The following is a 26,243-nucleotide window of genomic DNA, read 5'->3' as shown; positions in this document are numbered from 1 at the left end:
CCCATGACCCTGCACCCGGCCGTCTCCCAGAGCATGCTTGCGGCCCGCCCGTCGCGGGCAGGACTGTTCATCGGGCTGTCCGTGGGAGGCCACGTCCTGCTGCTGGCCGTCGCGGCCCTCTACACGCACCTGACGGCCCAGCCGAAGGTGGCCCCCAACCCTCCGGTCATCCGCGCCACGCTGGTGCGCCAGGGCAAGCCGCGCGACCCCAAGCTGCTGCCCCGCAAGGAGCAGCCCCCGCCGCCGCCCAAGGAAGTCAAAGCGCCGCCCGCGCCAACCCCCGCCCCTCCCCCGCCCGTGGAGAAGGTGGCCGTGCCCGTGCCTGGGCTGAAGCCCGCCACGCCGCCCCCCGCGCCCCAGAAGGGCGAGGCCACGGGCGAGGACCGGCGCAAGCGGCTCTTCGGCGCCTTCGACAAGACCGCCCAGAAGCCCACCGAGCCCGAGGAGCTGGAGGGCGCCGAGGATGGCGACCCGGATGGCGACTCGGCCATCGCCGAGGGCGAGCGCTACTACGCGCTCCTGTCCACCCAGGTGCGCCGCAACTACAACGTCGCGGACACCATCCCCGAGTCCGAGCGCCTCCACCTCAAGGCCCAGGTGCAGATGCGCCTGGGCCGTACCGGGGAGGTGCTGGAGACGCGCTTGGTGGCCTCCAGCGGGAATGATCTCTTCGATTCCTCCGTACTGGCCGCGGTGAAGAAGGCCTCTCCGTTCTCGCCGCCCCCCGCCCATCTGCGTGACGCGCTCCAGAAACAGGGCGTCGTCCTGGAGTTCCGTCCATGAAAGCCCTGCTGCTGTCGCTGCTGCTCCTGCCCCTGGCGGCCTTCGCCCAGGCCCCGGTCATTCAAATCTCCGGCGCCAACTTCCGCCCCCTGCCGCTCGCCTACCCCGCCCCCCAGTCCGTGGATGACGGGGGCAAGAAGGCCACCGCGGACTTCGACGCCCCGTTCCTGTTCGACCTCCGGGCCTCGGGCCTGTTCCAGGTGCTGGACCGCGCCAGCTTCACCGCGGATGCCAAGGAGGGCATCACCGCGGGCAGCATCAACTTCGCGCGCTGGGCGGACGTGGGCGCCGAGTCGCTCGTGAAGGTGCAGCTCGGCGCCGAGGGCGGCACGCTGCGCGGCGAGCTGCGCCTGTTCAACGTGGGCTCCGGCCGGGAGGACTTCAAGGCCAGCCACGCCGTGCCCGCCTCCGAGCCCCGGCAGCTCGCGCACTTCCTGGCCGATGCCCTCTACCGCCACCTCACCCGGGAGCCGAGCCCCTTCCTGTCCCGCATCGTGTTCGTGCGCAAGGCGCGCGACAACCGGGACGTGTGGACGGCCGACTGGGATGGCCACAACGCGCGCGCCCTCACCAGCGGCGGCATCAACCTGCTGCCCGCCCTGGGCACCGACGGCACCGTGGCCTACACCTCGTACCGCAAGGGCCAACCGGACCTCTACCTCCAGAAGACCGGGGGCCAGGCCCAGGCCATCGTCCAGAACGGGCAGATGGCCACCGGCGTGGCGTTCTCCCCGGATGGCAAGCGCATCGCCTACGCGCAGGCGCAGGGCGAGAGCACGCAGATCTACCTGGCCAACGTGGACGGGAGCGAGCCCAAGCGCATCACCGACACCCCCTACGGCATCAACTCCAGCCCCACCTGGTCGCCGGACGGCAAGCGCATCGCCTTCGTGTCCAACCGGGGCGGCTCGCCGCAGATCTACGTGATGAACGCGGATGGGACGAACGCCCGCCGGTTGACCTTCCAGGGCAACTACAACCAGACCCCGGACTGGTCTCCGCGGGGCGATCTCATCGCCTTCACCGCGCGCGATGAGCGCAACGCCTTCGACCTGTTCACGGTGAACGTGGACACGGGCAAGATTTCCCGGCTGACGCAGGACCAGGGCAACAACGAGGAGCCGGTCTTCTCCCCCAACGGGCGCCTCATCCTCTTCAGCTCCACGCGCAACGGGGCGGGCCAGCTCTTCGTGATGACGGCCGAGGGCAACAATCCGCTCGCGCTTCCCATGGAAAAAGGAGGCGGACTCACCCCAGACTGGGCGCCATGAGCGTCTCGCCCTTCCGCGCCCACTGGTCCCTCGCCCCCGAAATCGTCTACCTCAACCACGGCGCGTATGGGGCCTGCCCCACCGCCGTGCTCCAGGTGCAATCCGAGCTGCGCGCGCACCTGGAAGCCTCGCCCATGCGCTTCTTCGTCCGGGAGTACGAGGGGCGGCTCGATGAGGCCCGCACCGCCCTGGCCTCCTTCCTGGACGCGGACCCGGATGACCTCAGCTTCGTGAGCAACGCCACCTCCGGGGTGAACGCGGTGCTGCGCTCGCTGCGCTTCGCCCCCGGGGACGAGCTGCTCACCACCGACCACGAGTACAACGCCTCCCGCAACGCGCTGGACTGGGTGGCCAGCCGCTCCGGCGCCCAGGTGGTAACCGCGGCGCTGCCCTGGCCCTCGCCCACCCCCGCAGCCGTGGTGGAGGCCGTGCTCGCGCGCGTGACGCCCCGCACCCGGCTGTTCCTCGTCGACCACATCACCAGCCAGACGGCGCTCCTCCTTCCCCTGCAGGAGCTCGTCCAGGCCCTGCGCGCGCGGGGCGTGGAGACGCTGGTCGATGGCGCCCATGCCCCCGGGCAGGTGCCCCTGTCCCTGCGGACCCTGAACGCCGGCTACTACACCGGCAACTGCCACAAGTGGCTGTGTGCCCCCAAGGGCGCCGCCTTCCTCCACGTCCGCAGGGATCTCCAGGAGGACCTCAAGCCCCTGTCGGTGAGCCACGGCCACAACTCGACGCGCCAGGACCGCTCGCGCTTCCGGCTGGACTTTGACTGGACCGGAACGGCGGACCCCACCCCCGCGCTCTGCGTTCCCCATGCCCTGCGCACCCTGGAGCGAATGCTGCCCGGCGGCTGGCCCGCGATCATGGCCGACAACCACGCCAAGGCCCTCGCCGCCCGGAAGCTGCTGTGCGAGCGGCTCGGCGTACAGCCCCACTGTCCGGACGAGATGGTGGGCTCGATGGCCACCGTGGCCCTGCCGGACGGCTACCCCACCTCGCCCCCGCCCCCCTACTACCGGGATCCGCTCCAGGACCGGCTCATCACCGAGCACCACATCGAGGTGCCCATCATCCCCTGGCCCCAGGCGCCCCAGCGCCACCTGCGCCTGTCCGCGCAGCTCTACAACACCCACACGGAGTACCAGCGCCTCGCGGAGGCTTTGGAAGCGCTCTTGCGTTGAGTAGTGTGGTGGCAATGCCTCGCTTTGCCACCATTGATGTGGGCACCAACTCCGTTCTTCTCCTCGTGGCGGAACGCACCCCGGAAGGCCGCTTCGAGGCCGTGCTCGAGCGTGCCGAAATCACCCGGCTGGGCCGCGGCGTCGACCAGAGCCGCCGCCTGTCCCCCGAGGGCATGGAGGCCACGCTGGAGGTCCTCACCGCCTTTGCCCAGGAGGCCCGCGCCCTGGGCGCCCAGGGCATCGCCGTGTCCGCCACCAGCGCCGCGCGGGATGCCCAGAATGGCCACGAGTTCCTGGAGGCCGCCCAGCAGCGCGCGGGCGTCTCGGTGGAGATCATCTCCGGGGCGCTGGAGGCCCAGCTCTCGTTCGCCTCGGTCCACATGGACTTCGCCCACGAGGCGGCAGGCCCCCTGATGGTCATCGACATTGGCGGCGGCTCCACCGAGTTCATCTACGGCAACCCGGCGGGCCAGGTGGACTTCCGCCACAGCTACGACGTGGGCGCGGTGCGCCTCACCGAGCGCTTCCTCCACGCGGATCCGCTCGCCGCCGGGGAGCGCGAGCAGCTCACCGCCTTCCTGCGCTCCACCTTCGCCTCCCTGCCCCCGCCGCCCCCGGGCTCGACGCTGGTGGGCGTGGCCGGCACGGTGACCACCCTCTTCACGGTGCAGAACCGCATCGAGCCCTATGACGCCCAGCGCGTCCAGGGCGGCACGCTGACGCGCTCCGAGGTGGAGGGGCTCGCGGACCGGCTCTGCGGGCTGCCGCTGGCGGAGCGCCGGGCCCTGCCGGGGCTGCAACCCAAGCGCGCCGACGTCATCCCCGCGGGCGCGCTCATCCTGCTGGAGGCGATGCGCGCCCTGAAGGCCAGCGGCTGCCGCGTGAGCGACCGCGGCCTGCGCTGGGGGCTGCTGGCGCACCGGTTCGGAGCCGCCTGACCATGAGCCTCCCCTCGGTGGTGGTCCCTCCCGCCGCACCGGCCCCCCCGGTCCGCGCGGGCTACGCCCTCTTCGTCCTCACGCTCATCAACCTGGTCAACTACCTCGACCGGTACATCGTCTCCAGCGCGCTGCCCGCCATTCAGTCGGAGTTCGGCATCAACAACACCCAGTCGGGCCTGCTGGGCACCGTCTTCATCGTGGTGTTCATGCTGGCCTCCCCGCTGGGGGGCTACCTGGGAGACCGGGTGCCCCGGAAGCTGCTGGTGGCCGGGGGCGTGCTGCTGTGGAGCCTCGCCACGGGCGCCTCGGGCCTGGCCTCGTCCTTCACGGCCCTGCTCGTGGCGCGCGCCTTCATCGGCATCGGCGAGGCGGGGTACGGGGCCGTGGCCCCCTCCATCATCTCGGACCTCTACCCCCGCGAGCAGCGCACGCGGATGCTCTCGTTCTTCTACATCGCCATCCCCGTGGGCGCGGCGATGGGCTACGGCCTGGGCGGCTGGCTTACGGCGAGCTACTCCTGGCACGTGGCCTTCTACGCGGGCGGCGTGCCCGGCCTGCTCCTGGGCGCCCTGGCCTTCTTCATGCCCGAGCCCCAGCGCGGGGCCATGGACGAGCCGGGCGCCCGGACGAAGATGCCCTTCAAGGAGGGCCTGGCGGGCCTGGCCAGCAACAAGGCCTTCTGGGCCACCACGCTGGGCTACACGTTGATGACGTTCTCCATTGGCGGCCTGGGCTTCTGGATGCCCACCTATATGGAGAAGGCCCGGGGCATGCCCGGGGACCGGGCCAGCTTCATCTTCGGCGCCATCACCGCCACCGCGGGCCTGCTGGGCACCTTGGCGGGAGGCTGGCTGGGAGACCGGCTGGACCGCAAGCGCGAGGGCGGCGGCCTGGGGATGTCCGGCGTGGGGCTGCTGATCGCCGCGCCGTGCATGTTCGTGGCGGTCAACCTGGAGTCGGAGCCGGCGATGTTCGCCACCATCGCCCTGGCGCAGTTCTTCATCTTCCTCAACAGCGGCCCCATCAACGCGGCCATCGTCAACTGCGTGCCGCCCGCCTTCCGCGCCTTCGCCATGGGGCTCAACGTGCTCTGCATTCACATGCTGGGCGACGCCATCTCCCCCACGCTCATCGGCATCGTGGCCGACATGTCCAGTCTGAGCGCCGCCATCGAGTGGAACGCGCTGCCGGTGCTGTTCGGCGGCTTCGCCCTGCTCGTGGGCGCCAAGCTCTTCCGCGTGGCGGCGCCCGCGCCGCGCTGAGCCGTCCCGCGGGGCCTACCGGATGCGGCAGACGCCCTCCACCCACTGGGGGCGCGGCCGCCGCGTCAGGGCACAGTTGGACATGATGCCCGCGGCCTCCTGCCACTCCCGCTCGGCCTTCAGCAGGGCCTCGAGCTTGGTCTGCAGGGCCTTCGCATCCGTCGTCCGGGAGCAGTAGACGACGAAGGTGCGCGGCCCGCCGCAGGCCTTCTGGCCAAGCCCCGCCAGCTCGCACTCCTCCACCTTCGAGCAACCCTCCGGGTTCACCAGCGCCCGCGCCTCGGCCTCGAGCCGCTCCGCCTTCTGCTTCAGGGCCTCGGTGGACGCCGGCTTCGCCGGGCTCGCCACCAGCATGAGGGCCACCCACACACGGCCTGCCAGCACCATCGGGACGCTCCTTCCCAAAAAGAAAACGCGCTGGCGGGAGACGTTCCCACCAGCGCGTTCATTCATCCGCCAGGCGGCTGCGCCCGGCACACCCCAGGCCCCCCGCGAGGGGCGCCTGGGGCTGCGTCAGCCCTTAGGCCGCGAGCTGCCCGCGGCGCTTCCGGCCCAGCGCGTACTTCGCCAGGACCAGGAGGCCCAGGTAGATGCTGGCGTCAGTGCCGGACGTGGCGCTGCAGCCAGAATCGTCGTCATCGTCGTCGCCGCCACCGTCGCCGGAGGACGTCGTGGTGTTGGTCTGGATCGACGCGGACAGGCTCTCCGTGGTGGCATCCGTCACGGTGATGGTGTTGAGACCACCCGTGGCGAACTTCACCGTGAAGCTGGCCTTGCCGCCGGCGAACTGCACGGTCGCGGGGAACGTCGCCGCCGCATCCGAGCTGGTCACCTTGGCCGCACCCGCGTACGGGGTGGCCACGTTGCGGAACGCATCGTAGGCCGTGGCCGTGAGCGTCACTTCCGTACCGGCCGGAACGCTCGCGGGGAGCGCCAGCTTGTAGGAGGCCGCCGCGGCCGGCGTCACCGTGAACGCCGCGCTCACCGCGCTCTGGAACGTCGGAGCGCTCGCGCGCAGCGTGTAGCCCTCGCCCGCCTTGCGAACCGACAGGTCGGTGAACGTCGCCACGCCGTTGACCGTGGAGGCCGAGGTGGCGCCCAGCAGCGACGCCCCCGTCGGGTTGGTGCCCAGGTACAGCGTCACAGTGTGCGTGCCGTTGGTGATGACGCGACCCTGCGAGTCCTGCAGCTCCACCTGGACCTCAGCCAGCGTCTCGCCAGCCACCACGGAGGTGGGGGCCGCGCGGAAGACCAGCTTGGTCACCGACGTGCCCGAGCCCGGGGCCACGTTGAAGCCCTTGCTCGTGTCCGGGTAGAGGCCGCTGGCGCCCGCCACCAGGGTGTAGTTCGAACCGGCGCGATCCACCTCGAGGTCGTCGAAGACCGCGATGCCGTTGACCGGGATGACCGTCGTGACGCCGTTCAGCGAGGCGCCGCTCGGGTTGCTGGCCAGGGCGATGGACACGGGGGTCGTCGCACCCGTGGAGACGTTGTCGAACTCGTCGTACAGGGTGACCTGCACGGCCGGGCTGATCGGCGTGCCCGCGGTGGTGTTGCTCGGCTGGGTGGTGAAGCGCGCCCGGAACGGAGGCGCCGCGCCGAGATCGAACGGGCTGCTGACCGCCTTGGTCAGCGTGCCCGAGGTCGCCGCCAGCGTGTAGCCGGTGCCGAGCTTGGTGATCCGCAGGTTCTTGAACGTGGCCACACCCGCCACCGCCGCCACCTTGGTGGTGCCGGTCAGCGTGCCGCCAGCCGGATTGGCATCCAGCGCGAGGGTGACTTCCGCCGTGGAGGTGGTGTTGATGTTGCCGAACTTGTCCTGCACCGCGACCTGGACCTCGTTGAGGATGCCCACGGGGCCGTTGGACGGCTGCTTGATGAAGGCCAGCTTGGCCGCAGGACCCGCGGTCACCGTGAACGCCGCGCTGGTGGCGGTGACGCCCGTGATGCCCTCGGCGGTGGCCACCAGCGTGTAGCCGGTGCCGACCTTGTCCAGGGTCAGGTTGCTGAAGGTGGCGACGCCGTTGACCGCCGTCACCGTGAGCGTACCGCCGAGCGTGGCGCCCGTCGGGTTGTTGCCCAGGGCCACGGTGATCTTGTTCGTGCCCGTGGTGACCGGGTTGCCGAACTGATCCACCAGACCGACCTTGACGGCCGGCACGATGGACACGCCCGCGCCGACGGTGGCCGGCTGCACGGTGAAGGCGATGCCCGCGGGGGCACCCGGGGTCACCGTGGTGCTACCGGTGCCCATGATGGAGGCCGTCACCGTGTCCTTGGCGGTCACGGTCTGCTTGCCCAGCGTCTTGAAGGTGATGCTCACGTTGCTGGCCACACCGGCCGTGAAGGCCGCGGGAGCCGGCAGCACCGCCTGGGGATCCGAGCTGGTGAAGGACGCGCTGCCCGTGTAGCCCGTCGCCGTCTGGCCCACGGCATCCAGCGCCGTGACCGTGAAGGTGACCGGGGAGCCCGCCATCGCGGAGGCCGGCAGGTCGGTGATCTTGTAGCCCACCGCCGGGCCCGGAGGAGGCGTGTTGGTGGTGCAGGCGGCGATGTTGTCGGCCTTGAGGCGGACGTCATCGATGTAGACACCCTCGTAGTTGTAGAGGTTGTCGGCGTAGAAGCGGAACGCGAACCACACCTTCTTGCCCGCCAGCGCCTTCAGGTCGACGGTGACCGCCTTGAGCGAGCCGTTCGCACCCTGGTTCTGGGTCGTCCAGATGCGGGTGGTCGTGCTGCTCTTGAGCGCGCCGTCATAGCCGCCCGCCGAGACGTACGGCTGGGTGGCGGACACAACGTCCGAGATGGCCGTCCAGGGGCCCGTCGCCGCGGTGGTGCTGTAGGCGAGGTAGGCGCCGTCGTAGTCCTTCTCGAAGTTGTACCAGAGGTTGAAGGTCATCTTCGCCTCGGTGGCCGACGCATCGATGGTGAAGCCATTGATGGAGGGCGAGACCGAGCCGTTGCCGCCCAGCGACAGGGTGGCGTCCGTGCTGATGGGGTAGGTGCCGCCGCACGAGGTGTTCGGCGCGCCGAAGCGGTACGCGGTGGTCGCCGACTGGTAGTGGCAGCCCGACACGAGGTTGATCGTGTTCGCGTTGCCGGCCGTGGCCGTGGCGATCCAGTACGCGGCCGGGGTCGCCGGACGGTTGCCGTCCAGGTCGTCGAAGAAGTTCAGGCCCGGGGTGATGACACCCGTGGGGGCGGCGGACTTCTGGACGGTGTTCTGCTCCTCGACCGGGGTGGGGGCGATGCCGGACTCAGCGGCGCGCACCACGTAGTGGTAGGTGGTGCCCTGGGTCAGGTTCAGGGTGTCGGAGAAGCTGGTGCCGGTGACGCCCGTGGCGATGCGGTTGGCCTCGGACGGGGTGAAGTTCGCCGTGGTGCTGCGGTAGACGTTGTAGCTCAGGGTACCGCCGCACGAGGCGCTGCCCGCGGCCCAGTTCACCGTGGTGCCGCACGTGGCCTCCGCCGCGTTGGTCACCGAGGTGACGCCCGCGAACGTGGGCAGCAGCGTGCACACGCCGGTGGCGGTGGCCGAGGACTCGTTGGAGTTGGCCGACTCAGCGCACTCCACGCCGCGAACGACGTAGTAGTACGTGGTGCCACCGGAGACGGTGGTGTCGGTGTAGGGAGAGGACGTCGCCGTGGCCACGCGGGTGTAGGGGCCGCCCGCGGTGGTGGCACGGTAGATGGCGTAGCTGGCGGAGCTGTTGGTCGTCCACGCCACGTCGATCTTGTTGTCGCCCGAGACGGTGGCCGTCACACCGGTGGGAACCTCGCCCGCGTCGTCGCAGCTGTTGTAGACGACGAGCGCGAAGTCCTGGTCCAGCGCCGTGCTGTTGGCCGGCACGCCGTCCGAGTTGATGTTGGTCGCCGTGACCGTGACGGTGTAGTTGCCCGTCACGCCGGCCGGCACGAACACGCTCTCGGCGTTGTTGCGCTCATCGGCCGTACCGCCGGCCATGGAGGCGCCCTTGTCGAAGACGTTGCCCTTGTAGGTGACGCCGCCGATGGTGACCGACAGGTCCAGGTTGTTCTTCCAGGCGCTGCCGCTCGTGGCACCCGGCGCGTCCGTCCACGCCAGCGTGACGCGGAAGGGCTTGGTGGTGTCGGCGAGCGTGCCCTCGAAGGTGCGGGTCTGGCCCGTCGCGGTGAAGAGGTTCGCCTCGGTCTGGTCGTTGAGCAGACGCGGCGTCCCATCGAACGCGAAGCCCAGGTCCATGAGACCCATGCCCTGGTTGTTCGAGAACAGGTTGTCGTTGGCGCCCGTGCCCGTCATGTAGTGGGCGGAGTTCATCAGGTAGGCCTTGGTCATCGCCGCGCTGGGGGGCGTGAGGGCCTTGTTGATGAAGTACTGGCGGACCAGCGCCGCGCCGCCGGCCACGGCCGGGGTCGAGTGGCTGGTGCCGGAGGAGGCCGAGTACCACTCCTGGCCCGGCGGGTGGAAGTCGCTGTTGTAGCCCGCGCACACGCCCGAGGCGTCGAAGCACGGCAGCGCGTCACCCAGCGGATTGGCCGGGGTGCCGCTGCGCTGGCCCTCGGTCTGGGCCATACCGCCCGAGACGTGGGTACCCGGCGCCACGATGTCCGGCTTCTTGCGGCCGTCGGAGGTCGGGCCGCGGCTGGAGAAGCCCACGATGTCGTTCGCGGAGTCCGCCTCGTTGTCACCCGTGGAGCACGCATCCGGACCACCGAAGGGGTGGACGTTCTCGGAGGCGCCGACCGTGATGATGTTCTTCGCGGTGCCCGGCGTGCCGACCGTGTTGGCCCCCGAGCCGCTGTTGCCTGCGGCGAACAGGATGACCATCTCCTGGTTGCCTGGGTTGGCCTGCGCGGAGCCCTCGGGCTGCGCGTCACGCACCAGCGCGTCGTACGCCTGCGCGTCGACGTTGTACGCGTTGGAGCTGGCGCCCCAGCTGTTGCTGCTGACGCGCATGCCATCGTTGTAGGCGCGCGACTGCAGGTCCTCGTACACGGGGTCCGTGAACGAGCCCGGGTCGAAGACCACCGACGAGCCCAGCTTCACGAAGGGCGCCACGCCCAGGCCGTAGGCATAGCCCGACGCGTCCGTGTGCGGCGCACCGGACAGCGCGGCGTAGCCGCCGACGATGTGCGAGTTCACCGTACCGTGGCCGTCACAGCCCTGAATGGTGCTGCCGGAGTTCGGCGAGCCTTCCAGGCGGTTGTAGACGACGCGGCTGGTGTTGGAGACGCTGCCACCGGCGTAGAGCGCGAAGTGGTTGGGCGTCTGCGAGCCGTTGTCCAGGCCGCTGTCCGACACGTCCACGCCGAAGTCGGCGATCTGGTTCGTGTTGAAGCCCTTGGACTGCAGCCACTGCAGGTAACCCGGGCCGGTGATGCCGTTGCCGGACAGGTTCCCGCTGACGATCATGTTCTGCCGCTCGTCGAACTTGCGCGGCGTGAAGTACGGCTGGATGGAGATGACGTCCGGCCGCTCGGCGAGGGCGAACAGGTTCTCGCGCGTCAGGTGGGCCACGACGTTCACGTAGCCCTGGCTCTCGCGGATCTTCCCATCACGCGACTGCAGCTTGTTGATGAGCGCCAGCGTGGCCTGGTTGACCTCGGCGTCCTTCACGAGCTGGATGGCGAACGTCGGCGTCTCGGACTTGTACGCGGTCGGATCCAGCTTGTAGTCGTTGAGGTAGTCGCCGTTCCACTGGATGACGCGCGAGGCACGCACGTGCGAGTCCAGCTTGCTGAGCGCCGCCGCGTCCCCGTAGACGATGTACGCGTTGTTGGGGATGTAGGTGACGATCCGGACGCCCGTCTTCTCGAGCTCCTTGTACCACTCGGGCTTCACGGGACCGGCGAACTGCACGATGTGCAGGCCCTTGCTGAAGGCCAGCGGGCGCATGCCGCGCAGGGACTGGCCGTGCTCCGTCGCGGTGTGGATGACACCGGCGTTCAGCAGGATCTCGTTGTAGTTGTCGCGGAGCTCCACGGACGAAGCGGGCAGCGCCGACAGGGCCTGATCATCGGCCTGCACGAGCTTGAAGGAGCCGTAGTCGCCAATCACCTGGAACTTGGCGCCGCTCTTCTCCAGCTGGGCAACCTGCGCCGCGCTGAGCTGCACCTTGTGGGCCGCGGTGTTGGCCTGATAGCCATCGGTCTGCTGGGAGGTGGAGGAGGTGCCCGGCCCTTCACAAGCCAGAGCAGCCATGATCCATACCGCTCCGAGGGTCTTCGCGCTGCGCGCACGAATGCCCGTTCCGAGCGGACGGGTTACTGATTTCGTCATCGTTTAGCCCCGAGAAACGAGCGCGCTTCCAGGGAGGGCCCAGAAGGCGCTCGATGTAGAACCAGCCATGTGACTTCGCTTCTGTTGAAGAGTCGTCACGCTGGCCGGTTCACTAGGGGTAGCACGACCGGCCCTCTGTTTTCAAATCGTCACCAATAATCCGTGATGCTTGAAATTGGAATAACGGGTCTTGGCCGTTAAACCAGACGTACGGGAACACACGTGTTGCACCGGCCCGTAGCATCCAGGCAAGCATTCCTCGAAAGCCAGGCATCGACGCGGACCGGCGGACCCTTTATGGAGAGGGCATGAAGTCCGCTGGCCCGCGCCCTCCCCGCCCGTTGCTCGCATGGGCCGTGGGGCTGCTGGTGTTGGGGGGCGCCGTGGGCCTGGCGCTCCGGGCCACCGCGGCCGAGGTGGCCACACCCGTGGTCCTGGCCCCCGTGGCCTACACGGGCTCCGCGTCCTGCCAGGCCTGCCATCCGGATCATTCCGCGAGCTGGCGGCGCACCTTCCACCGGACGATGACGCAGGAGGCCTCCGCGGACGCGGTGCAGGGGGACTTCGGCGGTGCGAGCTTCACCTACGCGGGCGTCACCTCCCGCTTCCTGCGCGAGGGCGCGCACTTCGTCATCGAGACGCTGGATGGGCAAGGCCGCCTGCGCCGGCAGACGGTGGCGCGCACCGTGGGCTCGCGGCGCGTGCAGCAGTACCTCGTGCGGGAAGGAGACCGGTACATCCGCCTGCCCGTGGCCTGGAACATCGAGGAGCGGCGCTGGTTCCACCTCACCGGCGGGTTCCTGGATCCCGACGGCACGGACTTCAACGCCCACCGCGCCGTCTGGGATGCCAACTGCATCTTCTGCCACAACGTCAAAGCCCGTCCCGGCTACGACTGGGACCAGGCCCGGTTCGACAGCCACGTGGCGGAGCTGGGGGTGGCCTGCGAGGCCTGCCATGGCCCGGGCACCGAGCACGTGGCGCGCAACACCCAGCCCCTGCGGCGCTACCTCCTGCACTACTCGGACCGGGCGGATCCGTCGATCGTCAATCCCTCGCGCCTGGGGGCGCTTCAGCAGGTGCAGATCTGCGGCCACTGCCATGGCCAGCGCCTGCCAGAGCCCATCGGCCGCATCCGCCAATTTCTCTCCGAGGGAGACCCCTACACCGCGGGCGAGAACCTCTCCGCGTACACCCAGCCGCTCCAGCGCGACAGCCACCTGGCGGGCGTGGACGTGTCCTTGCGCTTCTGGAAGGACGGGACGCCCCGCCTCAGCGCCTACGAGTACCAGGGGCTGCTGATGTCCAAGGACTTCCAGCGCGGCGGGCTGACGTGCCAGCACTGCCATTCCATGCACGGGGGGGACCCCAAGGGGATGATTACCCAGGCCATGCGCGGGCCCGCCGCGTGCCAGGGCTGCCACCCGGCCCTCGTGGCCCGCGCGGCCGGACACAGCCGGCACCGGGAGGGCTCGGCGGGGACCGACTGCTACGCCTGCCACATGCCCAAAATCACCTACGGCATCGGGACGGTGCACCCCACGCACCACATTCAGAACCCCGACCCTTCCCGCGCCTGGCGCCACGAGATGCCCGAGGCCTGCACGCTCTGCCACACCGACCGCAGCGCGCGCTGGGCCGCGCAGACCCTGCGTCAGCAGCAGGGCCTGCCCCCCTCCGGGGAGCTGCCCGAGGACCCGGACTTCGCGCTGGCCGAGAGCGTGCGCAGCCTGCTCTCGGGCGATGTGGTGCAGCGCGCCGTGGCCGCCGCGGCGCTGGGCGACGAGCGCAGCGCCCTGTCCGAGCCGCTTGCGCGGCTGTGGGCCGTGCCGTTCCTCCTGCGGGCCCTCGACGACAACTACCCTTCCATCCGGCGCCTCTCGTGGCGCTCGCTCGAGTCGCTCGTGGCCCGCGCGGGCCAGGTCCGGCCCGGGCTCGCGGCGTCCGCCCAGCGCCTCCCCCGCTTCGACTTCCAGGCTCCGGAGGAGGAACGCCACCGGGTGGCGCGGCAGTGGCGGCAGTGGTGGGCGGCCACGGCCACGGGTGATATTCCCCGGCCTGGCCCGGAGGTTCCCCTGGATGCCGCGATGGAGCCGCTCGAACCCGCCATCGAGCACCTCCTGCGGCGGCGCGCCACCCAACCTCCCATCCAGATCGGCGAGTGATGTGAGCACGCACCCGAAAACACCGGCAGCCCCGGAAGCAGGCCCGGCCCGAGCCCACGCCCGTTTCGGATGGACCCTGCTGCTCGTCTCCCTGACGTTTGGGACCCTCCTCGAAGCGCTGGAGGCGTTCCGCTGGGCCCCCCTGATGTCGGATGTCTTGAAGCACCGGCTGTGGGCGCTCGCCCATTTCCATGGGGCCGCGCTCGGGTTGCTCAACCTCGTCTACGTCCGGTGGGAGAACCCGCGGGCGCTCGGCGAGGCGGCCCGGCGGCGCGCCTCCCACTCCCTCCTGATGGGCAGCACCGCCCTGCCCCTGGGCTTCCTGCTGGGAGGCATTGCCCACCCGGAGGGAGATCCGTCCCTGGCAATCTTCCTGGCGCCCCTGGGGGCCTTGCTCGTGCTCTACACCGTCGCCGCGCAGACCTACGCGGCCTGGCGCGGCCCCGCTTAGGCCCCGGAGGCGGAGGACCGTTCCAGCTGGCCCCTGTACTCACTGGCCAGTTGCTCCAGCTCGGCGGCCAGCTGCGCCCCATCCGCCTGCAGCAGGGCCTTCAACCGGGAGCGGTTGCCGAGCGCGAAGAACACGGTGATGTCATGCCACAGCACGCTCCACCGCTCGGAGAAGTACAGGGTGAAGAGCGCCAGCGGCGGCAGGCCCAGCAGGGCCCCCACGCCCCAGCCCCATCCGCCCAGCGCCCAGAACACCGCCACCAGGCCGGGCCACCACACGAAGACCAGGACCAGCGACACCAGGAACTTCACCGTGCCCTGAAGGTCCAGCTCACTCTTACGGGCCACCAGCGGCGGCACCTGGTACGGCAGTCCGAAGAGCACGAGCCCCGCCAGGAACAGGGGCAGCCCCAGGCACACCACTGCGAGGTTCTTCACGATGAAGGTGAACACCCCCCGGGGATGGTAGGTGAGCGCCACATCCTCCGGGGTGGCCTGCACCACCGCGAGCCGCCGGTGGTACGACATCAGCGCCGAGCGCACCTGCTCGAACTGCTCCGGCTGCCCGGCCTGCAGGAGTTGCAGTCCGCGCGCCCAGTGCTTCAGACGCTCGGAGCCCACCTTCTCGCCCTGGCGAAAGGCGTAGAGCCGCTCCGCGAGCTGGATGACCGGCAGATCTTCCCACCGGTCCAGGTTGACGGTGAGGGCCTTGAGCTCCGCCGCGATGCGCGCCGTCAACGCGCGCACGGCCTCCCGCTCCGCCTCCTCCCCTTCTCCCCGCAGGAAGGGCAGGACCTCGATGGCGGGGCCCACCTCCACGAGGGCCTCGCTGCGGAAGACGTTCTTCTCCTCATAGGTGAAGCCCACCGGAATGATGCGCACGGGGGCCCCCTGGCGCGCGGCGCCCAGGGCGATCCGCGCGGCCCCCGTCTTCAGCTCCCCCAGCGAGGGCTCCGAGTGGCTGCGCCCCTCGGGAAACAGGGTGATGGCCCGCCCCTCGGCGAGCGCCGCCCGCGCCGCATCCAGCGTCCCCTCGTTCTTCGTCATCTGCGAGGGATGGTCCTGCTTGCGGTAGATGGGCAAGGCGTCCAGCCCCTTGAGGATCCACCCGATGACGGGCATCCGGAAGAGCGGCTCCTTGGCCAGGAAGGTGACGTGGCGCCGGGTGAGGATGAAGACGAGCGCCGGATCAATGAGGCTGTTGGGGTGGTTGCCCACGAACATGAGCGGCCCGTCGAACCCATCGGCCGGCGCCTGCACCTTCACCCGGTAGAAGAGCCGCAGCGCCAGGGACACCAGACCATGGATGAACGCGTAGAACACGGGCGGGACTCTACACCGTCCCGCCGGCCACGCCGGGCTCAGGGAAAGCGATCCACCACCAGGATGATGCCCCGGGCATCCTGCACCACGGCCGTGCCCCGCTCCGGCCCCGGATAGGAGACGATTCCCTCGCCGTCCTTGTCCCAGCGCGGATCCAGCAGCACCCCGCAGAAGGGCACCTCGTAGAAGTCGCGGACCTTGCCGTCCTCGTAGTACCGGACGTAGGCGCGGTCATACCGCCCGAAGACGCGGTGGTTGGCCACGTACAGGTAGCCCGCGATGCTCACGTCCTTGAGCTCGCCCTCGTCCACCTTGGGCACCGACATCACGAAGCGGCTCTTGTAGCGGGCCGAGCCGGGCCGGTTCTGCGTCTCGTCCACGACGACGGGGATGCGGTCTCCCAGCACCAGCCCCATCTTCTTCATCTGCTCGGAGGCCTCCTGCGGACACTTCATCTCCGGGGGCATCCAGGAGGGACGCTGGGACTCGGCCACCACGGCCGGCTTGCCGGCGCACCCCAGGCCCAGCCCCCCGGCGGCCACCAGAATCAGCCCGATGTGACGGCCCCCGGACATGCGTGCGGCCTCCTCAGAAGACACCGATGCTGAAGTGGAACTGGGTGGTGGGCTCGTTGAAGTCGTCGTCCCGGTCCAGGTTGTAGCCCACATCGAAGGCCAGCGGCCCCACGGGCGTGACATAGCGCAGGCCCACCCCGGAGGTGTACCGCAGCGCCCCCAGCTCGAAGTTCGCCCGGTTTCCCCACAGGTTGCCCGCCTCGAAGAAGAGGCCCAGGTCCAACGAGCTGAACACCGGCAGGCGCAGCTCCGCCTTGCCCAGCGTGAACAGCTCGCCGCCCGGGCTGATGGGCGCCTGCCCATCCAGGAGCGCCCTCAGCTCGGGCGGACAGGCCGCCGGATTGACGAGGGAGCGGCAGGACTGGAGCTGGGGCCGGACGGCGGTGCGCTGGTCTTGCGGCAGCACCCCATCCTCCCGGAAGCCGCGCAGGCTCGACGAGCCGCCCAGGTAGAAGAGCTTGGAGCCAATCGACTGCGCCCCCTCGGACAGGGGCAGGATGGTGCCGCCCCGGGCCGACAGGGCCAGGCTCGCCCGGCGTCCCAGGGGCGCGTACACCGTCACGTTGGCGGCCAGCTTCACCCCGTCGATGGGAAAGTCCGGCACCGGCGTGCCCCGCGCATCGGTGGGCGACACGCTCAAGTCCCGGGTGAACTCCGTGCTCGCGGACACCCACAGGCCCCGGCGGGGGTTGGTGGGATCGTCCCGGAAGTCCAGCGTGACGGCGGGCCGCAGCGAGTGCAGCGAGAACACGCCGTACGGAAAGCGCAGCCGCTCCTGGTCCGCCCGGTTCAGCTCGCTCAGCACGCCGCCGCGCGAGCGGAGCCGGTTGTGCTCCAGCTCGTACTGGAGCGACACGCTCAGCCACTTCGTCGCCGCCCAGTCGAGCCCCGCGACCGCCGCGAACCGCGTGGAGAGGTAGGAGGGACGGTGCACGCGCTCGCCGATGAAGTCCAGCCGCGCGCCCACCTCCCGGGACAACCAGGTGTTGAGGCGCGGATAGGTGAAGGACACGCTGCCCCGTCCGCCGAGCCCCGCCCAGCCATAGAGCGCGCTGTCCTCCTCGTTCTCCTCCGAGTACCGCCCGGAGAACGCATCCGCGCTCAGGCCCACGTAGTTGATCTTCCCGCGCGCCAGCACGTTGAGCCCACGGCCGTTGACGTTCGGGAAGGCCGTATCCAGCGTGAGCCGGGGCCCATCCACCAGGAAGTACCCACCGGACACCTCCCCGTCCAGGCGCGGCCGCTCCTGGATGGTCACCAGGACGTCCTTGATTTCCTCCCGCCGGCCCGGCTCGCGGAGCTGCACCTCCACCTGCCGGAAGATGTTGAGGCGCGCCAGGCGGCGCCGCCCCTCCGCCAGCTTCTCCAGGTCCATCACCTGGCCGACTTCCACGTCCAGGTGGCCGCGCACCGTGCGCTCATCCGTGCGGACCTGGCCCTGGAGGATGATGCGGCCCACGCGGACCCGGGGGCCGGGCTCCACGTGCAGGCGCACGAGCATGTCCCTCGGGTCCTCCTCACCGGCGGTGGCCTCCATCTCGACGCGAGCGAACAGGTACCCCGCCCTCGCCAGCTTCAGCTCCAGCGCCCGCCGGGCCCGATCGACGGCCTCCTCGCTCAGCGAGTCCCCGGGGTAGAGCTCCACGTCCTCGGAGGACACCTCGGGGGGCATCCCGTCGACCTCCACGTCGCCCACCCGCCGCTCCTGGCCCTCCACCACCTCGAACTCGGCCACCGCCGTCTGGCCCGTCTCCTCCAGCGTCAGGCGCAGGAAGCTCACCCGCGCATCCGGGAAGCCGCGCTCGCGGTAGGCCTCCGTCAGCACCTCGGCCGCGTCCAGGTAGGCCTCCTCCACGAAGACGGTGTGCGGATCCGGCACCGGCGGGACGGTGCCCAGCCCCAGCTCCTCCCGCCCGTCGATGCGCAGGGGGTCGTCCTGCAGGGGCAGCTCCAGGTCGGGGACGGGCTCGTTCGCGCGGACGCGCTCGGCGAGCACCTCGCGCAACACGCCGCTCGGCAGGGCCCGGTTGCCGTGGAAGCGCACCTCCTTCACGGCCAGGCGCTGGCCCTCCTCGATGTCGAAGGCCAGCACGGCCTCTTCCTGGTCGGGCCTGCGCACCTCCCGGGGCGTGACGCGCACGAAGTGGTAGCCCCGGTAGCGGTAGAAGTTCGCCACCCGCCACGCGAGCTGCTCCGTCATCCCCAGGTCCAGCGGCTCCGAGCCGTCATATGCCAGCACCCGCTCCAGCACCCGGGAGGGGAAGTGGTGGTTGCCATGGAAGTGGAAGGCGTAGCGCGGGCCCGCAGACAGGGGCACCGTCACCGCCGCGCGGCCGTCCTCCTGCGTCACCTGGAGGGCGCCCACCCGTGCGCGGTAGTAGCGCTGCTCCCGCAGCAGCCGCCGCAGCCGCTCCAGGCTGGCCTCCAGCCGCGCCTGGTCGAACACCATGCCCAGCTCCAGCCCCAGGGACTCCATCAGCCGGGGCAGGGCCAGGCCGGGGCTTCCCGTGAACGTCACCCGGCCGATGCGCAGCGGCTCGCCCTCCTCCAGCGTGAACACCAGGACGACCCCCTCCAGCACGGACTCCTGGGTGTCCTCCACCCGCGCCTGGTGGTAGCCCTTGTGGCGGTAGGCCGCGACGATGGCCTCCTTGGCCGCATCCAGCGCATCGGGATCCAGCGGGGTGCCCTCTTGCAGGCCGCTGGCCTCGCGAATCTCCTCGTCGCTCAGGACGACGTTCCCCTCGATGACCAGCCGCGTGAGCCGCTGGACCGGCGTGAGGTGGAACACCAGCCTCACCCCTCCGGGCACCTCCACCGTCCGGGCCACCACGTCGGTGAAGCGGCCGGTGTTCCACAGCCCCTCCACGCTCTGGCGCACCGCCCGGGGCGAGAGCACCTGGCCGCGCCGCACCTCCACCAGCCCCGCCAGCCCCTGCGTGTCCGAGCCCTCGGGCAACACCAGCTCCACCGCCACCACGTTGGGGGGAGCTGCGAACGCCTCCCCGGGGACGGGAGGGCTCGCCAGGGCCCCACAGGCGGCGAGCAGGCACACCGCGAGCGCTAATCGACCTCCCAGCTCAATTTGAGCTCGAGACCGAGGTTGCCCAGGGCGGCTTCGTTGTTCTCGTTGTCCCACTGAGCCTGCGCGGAGAGGCGGTTGTCGAAGCGATACTCGGCACGGGCGCGCGTCCCGCGCCCGCTGACCGGTTGTGTCACACCGATCTTAAGCTGGTCACTGAGGATCTTCGACTCCAGTTGTGCGGTCGGCTCCGCCTGACGGGTGGCGTCGTTGTAGGTGGTGGAGATCTGGAAGGACAGGTCCTTCAAGATGGAGTTGCTGGGCAAAAAGCGCTTCACTTGCCGGTCCAGCCCCGAGGCATTGAAGAGCGCCTCCGCGGCCAGGCCCGCGCTGGCCGAGGCCGCGGTCTCCTTGTCCGTGCTCGTCACGCCCAGGGTGAGCAGCGAGAGCACATCCCCCTCGGCCAGCGAGGGCTCCGAGGAGAAGAGCACCTGGGGGTCCGCGGGCCGGCCGAAAGCGTGGACCTTGACGGTGTACTCGCGCACCAGGGTCTGCGCCCGGACGTCGAAGACCATGTCGATGCCGTAGCGCTCCCGGAACTCGACCTGCCCCTCGCTCAGGGCGAACTGGTTGTTGCGGAAGAACACCTGGCTGCCCTCGGCGGCCTCCACCCGGCCCAGGAGCCCCGGCCGCACGTTGGTGCCCGTCAGCCGCAAGTCTCCCAGGAGCCGCGCCCGCGCCAGGTTGTTGTCCACCCGCACGTCCTTCAGGTGCGTGCGCACATCGAAGGAGAGGAACTCCCGGGGCTTCTCCGCCGAGGTGGGCAGCACGCTGCGCCGCCCGGCGTTCTTGAGGAGGCCATCCAGGTCCAGCCCCTTCTGGTAGCGCAGCCGCAGCACGTCCACATCTCCCGCGAGCAGCAGCGCGTCGGGCGTGCCGGTGAGCTGCAGCGCGCCGGACAGCGTGACGGGCAGGTCGTCCAGGACGCGGTATGTGGCGTTCTCCAGCTCCGCTACCAGCGACACCTTGTCGAGCTGGAGCTGCTTGAGGACGAGCTCGCCGCTGGCGGTGATGGTCCCCTCGTTGAGCATGCCGCGGAAGCCCTTGAGCAGCACCCACTGGTCCGTGAACGTGGCCCGGCCGGACACGTTGCGCAGCGTCAGCGGCCGGCCCCGCAGGGAGAGCCGCACGTCGGTGAGCTCCGCGTCTCCCGCGAGGGAGGGCTTCTCCAGGGGGCCCGTGGCCTGGAGCTGGAAGGCCATCTTGCCCGCGGTGCGCTCCAGCTCGGGGCTCACCGCTTCGATCAGCCGCAAGTCCACCGCGCCGCGCAGGTTGAGGTCCATCGCGCGCGGCCCCATCCAACCCGAGGCCGACAGCTCCGTGTCCGGGCCCCGGAAGGCAAAGGACTGCACCTCCAGCCGGCCGCCCGCGTAGCTCAGGATGATGGGGCCCTCGTTCTGGCCGCCCAAGGGCCCCTGGGACAGGGAGAGCTTGTCCACCGTGCCGCTCACCTGCATGGCCTCCAGGTTGCGCAGGTTGCCCTGCGCGCTGAGGTACGCCGAGAGCGCGCCGGACACGCCCTGGGCCACCACCCGCTGGGGCAGCAGGGGGCGGATCTCCGGCAGCGCCAGCGTCACCGAGGCCTCGAAGGGGAACGGCTCCTTGACCTTCATCGCCAGCACGCCGCTGGCGTCCTGGAAGGGCTTGCCGGAGATCTCCAGCTCCCGGCCCTCCAGCTTGCCCTCCAGGAACAGCTCGCCGAGGTCCCGGTCCGCGAACGTCACGCGGGGGCTGTGCAGGGAGGCCACCGTCACCGGCAGCTCGGAGTTGCCCTCCACCCGGCCCTCCAGCGTGAGCACGCCCTGCATGCCCATCTGCGCCGCCAGCTCCGGCCCCACCATCTCCGCCAGCGAGAGGTTCTCAATCCCGAAGCGGTAGTCCAAATCTCCCGCGAAGGTGAAGGTGCCCTCGGCCCAGCTCCGCCCGAGCGGCCCCTCCAGCACGGTGCGCTCCAGCACCATCGCCTTGCCATCCACGAAGCGCAGCCGGGTGGAGCCATCCCCCACCCGGCGCCCGTAGTAGGTGGTGTCCTTGAAATCGAGCGCCACCAGCCCCTCGAAGCGATCCACCGGGCTGTCGAGCTCCACCCGCCCCGAGGCCGCGCCCGCGAGCGTGCCCTGCAAGAGGGCCATGTTCGGGTGCAGGCCCGCGATGATGTCGAGCAGGTCCTCGGTCCGCCCCTGCGGCACGTTCACCTCGGCCCGGGCGTGCAGCGACGTGCCAAAGGTCAGCGCCGCCTTGCCAAAGTACGGCGTGCGCCCCTTCTGCCCGGACAGCGACGGGAAGCCGAGGACCCCGTCCTCGTACGTCACCTTGCCCTGCACCACGCCCAGCCCGAAGCCCCAGAAGGTGAGGTCGCGCAGGGAGAGGTTCGCATCCACGCGCACGTCGTTGTACGGCCCCACCACCGAGAAGCCCGCCGTCCCCTTGCCCGCCCAGGCCAGCTCGGCGATGGCCCCGTAGTCCGACAGGTCCACCTCCCCTTGCCCGCGGACCTCCAGCCCCCGCGACGTGTCGTAGAAGAGCGTCACGTCCGCGTTCAGCCGGGAGTGGCCTGACTCCACCTGGGCCCCGGTGAAGGACACGCGGTCCGGGAGGATCTTGAGCTGGGTCTGCACGCTGCCCTTCTCGAACGCCAGCAGCGTGAGCCCGTCGCGCTCCGGAGCATCGAAGGCATGTGTGGCCAGCACGAAGCGCCCGGTGCGCACATCCATGTCCCCCGCGAGCTGGAAGCGGGGAAACAGGGAGCCCGACAGCTTCCCACTGGCGGTGGCCGGGAAGTCCACCCAGGAGCCCTTGAGCCCCGCCTGCGCCAGGATGCGGCCCAGCGACGCGTCATACGTCGCCACCTCCACCTGCACGGGGAAGCCCGGCACGAGCCGCACCAGGCCACGAATCTCGGCCCGCCCATTGCCCACGGGCACCGTCAGCTGCTCCACCCGGAGCTGCTCCCCCGAATAGAGCAGCCGGGCCGAGAGCGAGGAGGGCCCGAACCGGTCATAGGCGAGGTTGCTCGCCGACAGCTCCATGCTCACGTGGGGCGCCGCCGGGGGCCCATTCACCGTGAGCCGGGACCAGAGGTGCCCCGAGGCGGGCTGCGGCAACACGCCCGTGCGCGACAGCGCGCTCAGCGGCAAGAACACCTGCGCGTCCAGCGCGAGCTGCGGCTCGCAGAACGACTCCACGCGGCCCGAGAGGTTCACGCTGACTTCATCCAGGGCCACCTCGGCGCGGTTGAACTCCACCAGCTCCGAGTCCACATCCAGGCCGCCGGACAGCACCAGGCGCCGGAGGGGCACTTCCCCGCTGTCCGGCCCCAGCCACACCTTGCCCCGCTGCGCCTCCACGTCGAACTCGGCGACGCCCCAGCGGTCCCGCCACTCCACATCCAGGTCCGTCACCTCCACCCGCTTGCCGCCGGGCAGGGCCAGCCGGACCTGGGCGCCCGTGAGCGCCAGCCGGGAGATGCGCAGCCGCCCCAGGGGGCCCAGGCCGCATGAGGACGCCTCCTTCGGCCCGTCCGAGGAACGGGAGAGATCCAGCGCCACCCGCGGCCGCTGCACGCGGACCAGCTCCAGGTTCAGCTTGCCGGACAGGGGGCGGATGAACCCCAGCCGCACCTCGGCCATGTCCGCGGCGAACAGCGGCGTGTCCGTGCCGGGGGTGAAGAGGGACAGGCCCCGCAGGATGACCCGCTGGCCCAGCGGGTCCAACTCGCACTGGCCAATGCCGACATCCAGCCCGAGCAGCGCGGGCAACTGCCGCCGCGCGAGCGTGCACGCCGCATCCCAGGCCATGGACGTGCGCAGCACCAGGACGGCCCCCAGCAAGAGCAGGAGGATCCCCAGCAGCGCCTTGCGCGCGCCCTGACGGCTCGGAGTGGCCAAAACCGCTACAGCTTACCGAGACCCTCGAGGTAGCGGTCGATCTCCGCGAGGTCCACCTTGGAGCCGCTTGGCCGGCTGCTTGGCGCCAGGGAGGCGGTGGGCTTCGACACCCCCTCCGTGGCCGGACTGACCGAGCCCTGAAGGCCCAGATTGTCCGCCACCCGGCGAATCAACTCCTCGGAGATGGACTCCTGGCGCGACAGGAACGCCTCGAAGAGCGCGTTGTCGCACAGGGTGTTGATGACGCGGGGGGTGCCCCCCGAGGCCTGATGGACCGCCAGCAGGGCCTCCGGTGTAAAGGGCATGCGGGGGCAGCCCGCGAGCCGCAACCGGTGCTTGATGTAGGCCTCGGTGGACTCGGCGGTGAACGGCTCCAGCTTGTAGCGGAAGGCCACCCGCTGGGCGAGCGGCGGGTCCAGCTTGAGGTTCTTCTCGATCTCCGGCAGCCCGAAGAACACGAAGGAGATGAGCTTGCGCTCGGGCACTTCCAGATTCAGCAGCCCCCGGAACTCCTCCATCAGCTCGCGGGTTTCCAGCATCTGCGCCTCGTCGATGAGGACGACGGCCTTCTTGCCGGACTCGTAGATCTGCAGGAGCCGCTGGTAGAGCTGGGACAGGAGCGCCAGCTTCTCCTGGGCGGGGTTCTCCACGCCGAGCTGGAGGGCAATGCGGCGCAGGAGCCAGTTGGCGGTGATGCCCGAGTGGATGATGACGAGCAGCGCCGCCTCGTACTCGGCCTCCGGCAGCGAATCGAGCATCCGCCGCGCCAGCGTCGTCTTCCCCGCGCCAATGTCGCCGACGAGGATGGACAGGCCCTTCATGTAGCTGACGGCGTGCATCAGCCGGGTGAGGGCCTGCGAGTGCTGGACGGAGTTGTAATAGAACCGGCTCACCGGCGCGTTGGAGAACGGCTCCGTCGTGAGCTCGAAGAAATCGATGTAGGTCGTCATAGGCTCCGCCGGACTGAACTAAACGTAGCCTACTTTGCGCGCCTTGGGGGCGCCCACCCCGGAAGTGGCCGCTCGCGGGGGGACGGCGGCCGGAGCCGGCGTCAGGGGGTCCTCCTCGGGCTCGGTCAGCTCCGCCAGACGCGCCACCTGGGAGGAGACATCACGGTACTTCGGGTCGAGCGCGGCCACGTGCTGGTAGTGGTAGAGCGCCTTGCCGTTCTCTCCCGTGCCCTCGTAGGCCGTGGCCAGCTCGAAGCCCAGCGCCTTCGCGGCCTCGCCCGTGGCGTGCGGATGGGCCAGGCCCTCGCGGAAGATCTCCACCGCCTCGACGTGCTCGCCCCGCATGCCGTGGAGCATGCCGAGCATGGTGATGCAGTCCAGCTCGCGCTTCTTGCCCACGCAGCCCTGGCGCGCCACGCGGAACTCCCCGAGCGCGTCGTCGGAGAGCCCCATTTCCTTGTAGGCGATGCCCAGATCGTAGTGGGTGTCCACGTCCTCGGGCTTCACCACCTTCTCCAGGCCCTTCTTGAACTCGGCGAACACCTCTTCGACCGAGTACTGGAAGTCGTCCTCCGCCGCCGGGGCGGGCGTCCCGCCCAGGTTGTCGATCTCCCCGGCCAGCTCCGCCGCCAGGTCGAACGCGTCGCGCCCCTCGGACTCCTCGCCCAGCGGCTGCACGGCGGGCACCGCCGACTCGGCCGTCTCGGTCTCCTGCGTCGTCGAGGCCTCGCCGCCCGCCTCCAGCGCCTCCAGCCGCGCCATCAACTCGCTGGCGCGCGCGTGGCCCGGGAAGGCGATCATCACCGTCTCGAGGATCTCCCGCGCCTCCTCGGTCAGCCCCTGATCCAGGAAGAAGCTCGCCTCGTCGCACTCCTCGGACGCAGGCTCGTCCTCCGCCACGGGCTCGGCGGCAGGCGCCTCGTCCTCCGGAGCGAAGGGCTCGTCCGCGGGCGGCTCCATGGCCAGCACGGCGCCCACGACGGTGGTGGCCTCTTCCGGCTCGTCCGGGTAGTCCAGGCCGGTGGAGACGGAGACCTCGGGCTCGCTGTCGAACGGCTCGTCGTCCAGCGGACGCGCCGCGACGCGGGTGGGCAGCTCCTCGTCGTCATCCCCCAGCAGGGGCTGCCCGGAGGCATGCTGGAGCAGATCGGCCGACGGCATGGATGGACGCGTGGGGGGCGGCTCGTCCTCATCGCCGAGGGCCATGCCCTCCAGGCCCGTCTCGGAGACGATGGGCTCATCGTCCTCGGCGGGCTCCTCCACCAGGTACTCGGAGGACTCGGGCCTCACGTCGGCGAAGGAGGTGTCGTCCTCACTGCCCTCTACGAGGGGCTCATCCACGAAGGTGGACGACGGCTCGTCGTCCACCACCACCCCACCGGCCAGCGTCTCGTCGCTGGCGTCGGGGGACAGCATCTCGTCATCGGAGCCGTAGAAGGAGTCCTCTCCCGTGACGATGGTCTCGCCCACCAGCGCCTCGTCGCTGATGATCGTGGACTCGTGGCCCTCGTCGACGATCTCGTCGGAGTCCACCCCCGACAGGGTGGCCAGCGCCAGATCGTCCCCAGGAGGCTGCGCGAGCGCGTCATCCGGCGGATCCGCGACGACGATCTCCTCGTCGTTGGACTCGACCAGGATGGCGTCCTCGCCCACGGACTCCACGTGGGCCGCCTGCTGCACTTCCTGCGGCTCCAGCCGGAGCACCACGAGGAACGCGGGCACCTCGGGGTGCGAGGGGTTCTGCTGGAGGATGGTGGCCAGGTAGGGCTGCGCGCGCTGCACGTCCGCGCGGCGCGTGCACAGCCGCAGCACGTTGAGGAGCTGCTCGGAGGACTGCGCGGTGTTCCCCGCGGCGACGTAGATGTTGTACGCCTTCTCGTGCGCGTCGAGGTTCTCGGGATCGACGGCGAAGATCTTCCGCAGGTGCTCGAGCGCTTTGTCGTGGAGCCCGTACTTGACGTAGACGTCGGTCTCCGTGAGCAGCTTGGCGAGCTGATCCCGGGTGAGCCCCACGGGGGCCGGGGTTGCCGGGGCCGCCGCGGCGGGGGCAGGCCGTGGCACGGGGGCCGGGGTCGCGGGGGTTGGTGGGGGCGCGGGGGCCGCCCGGGGGC

The 26,243-nt window shown here is 70.3% G+C and carries 15 protein-coding genes; 7 read left to right on the top strand and 8 right to left on the bottom strand.

Annotation, left to right across the window (positions count from 1 at the left end):
* Window positions 1-3: 3 nt before the first annotated feature.
* From KY661_RS14310 to KY661_RS14290, 5 genes are read left to right on the top strand one after another with little or no spacing between them, the layout of a single operon-like run.
* A complete protein-coding gene (locus KY661_RS14310) occupies window positions 4-783 on the top strand; it encodes an energy transducer TonB (RefSeq protein ID WP_225410734.1) in 780 nt (259 codons plus the stop codon).
* Window positions 780-2,054, top strand: a complete 1,275-nt coding sequence (locus KY661_RS14305; protein WP_225410733.1) for a DPP IV N-terminal domain-containing protein — start codon at window positions 780-782, stop codon at window positions 2,052-2,054. The genes KY661_RS14310 and KY661_RS14305 overlap by 4 nt, the downstream gene beginning before the upstream one ends.
* Complete coding sequence (locus KY661_RS14300) at window positions 2,051-3,238, top strand: aminotransferase class V-fold PLP-dependent enzyme (protein WP_225410732.1); 1,188 nt, start codon at window positions 2,051-2,053, stop codon at window positions 3,236-3,238. Before KY661_RS14305 ends, KY661_RS14300 begins: the two co-directional genes overlap by 4 nt.
* 14 nt (window positions 3,239-3,252) lie before the next feature.
* Window positions 3,253-4,176: a Ppx/GppA phosphatase family protein gene (locus tag KY661_RS14295; RefSeq protein ID WP_225410731.1), complete on the top strand. Its 924-nt coding sequence runs from the start codon at window positions 3,253-3,255 to the stop codon at window positions 4,174-4,176.
* 2 nt (window positions 4,177-4,178) lie between these two features.
* Entirely contained in the window at window positions 4,179-5,441 is a 1,263-nt protein-coding gene (locus KY661_RS14290) for a spinster family MFS transporter (protein ID WP_225410730.1), read from the top strand.
* A 15-nt stretch (window positions 5,442-5,456) separates the two neighbouring features.
* Here the strand turns inward: KY661_RS14290 and KY661_RS14285 are convergent, their stop codons facing one another.
* A complete protein-coding gene (locus KY661_RS14285; protein ID WP_075010570.1) occupies window positions 5,457-5,828 on the bottom strand; it encodes a hypothetical protein in 372 nt (123 codons plus the stop codon).
* A gap of 133 nt (window positions 5,829-5,961) precedes the next feature.
* Window positions 5,962-11,622, bottom strand: coding sequence for a S8 family serine peptidase (locus KY661_RS14280; RefSeq protein WP_225410729.1), 5,661 nt, complete (start codon window positions 11,620-11,622; stop codon window positions 5,962-5,964).
* Between the two features lie 386 nt (window positions 11,623-12,008).
* On the opposite strand from KY661_RS14280, the gene KY661_RS14275 reads away from it, so the two are divergent.
* Complete coding sequence (locus KY661_RS14275) at window positions 12,009-13,865, top strand: cytochrome c3 family protein (RefSeq protein WP_225410728.1); 1,857 nt, start codon at window positions 12,009-12,011, stop codon at window positions 13,863-13,865.
* A gap of 1 nt (window position 13,866) precedes the next feature.
* The gene (locus tag KY661_RS14270) at window positions 13,867-14,316 is read left to right on the top strand and encodes a hypothetical protein (RefSeq protein ID WP_225410727.1); all 450 of its coding nucleotides are present in this window, start codon (window positions 13,867-13,869) and stop codon (window positions 14,314-14,316) included.
* Here KY661_RS14270 and KY661_RS14265 read toward each other — a convergent pair.
* From KY661_RS14265 to KY661_RS14240, 6 genes are all read right to left on the bottom strand, one after another.
* Complete coding sequence (locus KY661_RS14265; RefSeq protein WP_225410726.1) at window positions 14,313-15,638, bottom strand: 1-acyl-sn-glycerol-3-phosphate acyltransferase; 1,326 nt, start codon at window positions 15,636-15,638, stop codon at window positions 14,313-14,315. The genes KY661_RS14270 and KY661_RS14265 overlap by 4 nt on opposite strands.
* 38 nt (window positions 15,639-15,676) lie before the next feature.
* Window positions 15,677-16,213, bottom strand: a complete 537-nt coding sequence (locus KY661_RS14260) for a hypothetical protein (protein ID WP_225410725.1) — start codon at window positions 16,211-16,213, stop codon at window positions 15,677-15,679.
* Between the two features lie 13 nt (window positions 16,214-16,226).
* Window positions 16,227-19,268, bottom strand: a complete 3,042-nt coding sequence (locus KY661_RS14255; RefSeq protein ID WP_317987259.1) for a POTRA domain-containing protein — start codon at window positions 19,266-19,268, stop codon at window positions 16,227-16,229.
* Window positions 19,269-19,276: 8 nt separating this feature from the next.
* Window positions 19,277-23,182 (bottom strand): translocation/assembly module TamB domain-containing protein, encoded by a 3,906-nt coding sequence (locus KY661_RS14250; RefSeq protein ID WP_225410724.1) that lies wholly within the window; start codon window positions 23,180-23,182, stop codon window positions 19,277-19,279.
* 5 nt (window positions 23,183-23,187) lie between these two features.
* A complete protein-coding gene (locus KY661_RS14245) occupies window positions 23,188-24,132 on the bottom strand; it encodes an ExeA family protein (protein WP_225410723.1) in 945 nt (314 codons plus the stop codon).
* Between the two features lie 18 nt (window positions 24,133-24,150).
* The coding region (locus tag KY661_RS14240) for a hypothetical protein (protein ID WP_225410722.1) at window positions 24,151-26,243 on the bottom strand (2,093 nt) is incomplete at its 5' end.

This window comes from Allostigmatella hybrida (assembly GCF_020103775.1).
In the GTDB taxonomy this organism is placed as follows: Bacteria; Myxococcota; Myxococcia; order Myxococcales; family Myxococcaceae; genus Hyalangium; species Hyalangium aurantiaca.
The sequence above is the reverse complement of the archived record's forward strand: the minus strand, read 5'-3'. Positions and strand labels throughout refer to the sequence as shown.

What these genes read in the sequence shown, in the direction of transcription:
- KY661_RS14305 (WP_225410733.1), top strand. Translation starts at nt 780, where the DNA reads ATGAAAGCCCTGCTGCTGTCGCTGCTGCTCCTGCCCCTGGCGGCCTTC.
- KY661_RS14310 (WP_225410734.1), top strand. Translation starts at nt 4, where the DNA reads ATGACCCTGCACCCGGCCGTCTCCCAGAGCATGCTTGCGGCCCGCCCG.
- KY661_RS14260 (WP_225410725.1), bottom strand. Translation starts at nt 16,213, where the DNA reads ATGTCCGGGGGCCGTCACATCGGGCTGATTCTGGTGGCCGCCGGGGGG.
- KY661_RS14285 (WP_075010570.1), bottom strand. Translation starts at nt 5,828, where the DNA reads ATGGTGCTGGCAGGCCGTGTGTGGGTGGCCCTCATGCTGGTGGCGAGC.
- KY661_RS14300 (WP_225410732.1), top strand. Translation starts at nt 2,051, where the DNA reads ATGAGCGTCTCGCCCTTCCGCGCCCACTGGTCCCTCGCCCCCGAAATC.
- KY661_RS14275 (WP_225410728.1), top strand. Translation starts at nt 12,009, where the DNA reads ATGAAGTCCGCTGGCCCGCGCCCTCCCCGCCCGTTGCTCGCATGGGCC.
- KY661_RS14295 (WP_225410731.1), top strand. Translation starts at nt 3,253, where the DNA reads ATGCCTCGCTTTGCCACCATTGATGTGGGCACCAACTCCGTTCTTCTC.
- KY661_RS14280 (WP_225410729.1), bottom strand. Translation starts at nt 11,622, where the DNA reads ATGGCTGCTCTGGCTTGTGAAGGGCCGGGCACCTCCTCCACCTCCCAG.
- KY661_RS14245 (WP_225410723.1), bottom strand. Translation starts at nt 24,132, where the DNA reads ATGACGACCTACATCGATTTCTTCGAGCTCACGACGGAGCCGTTCTCC.
- KY661_RS14290 (WP_225410730.1), top strand. Translation starts at nt 4,179, where the DNA reads ATGAGCCTCCCCTCGGTGGTGGTCCCTCCCGCCGCACCGGCCCCCCCG.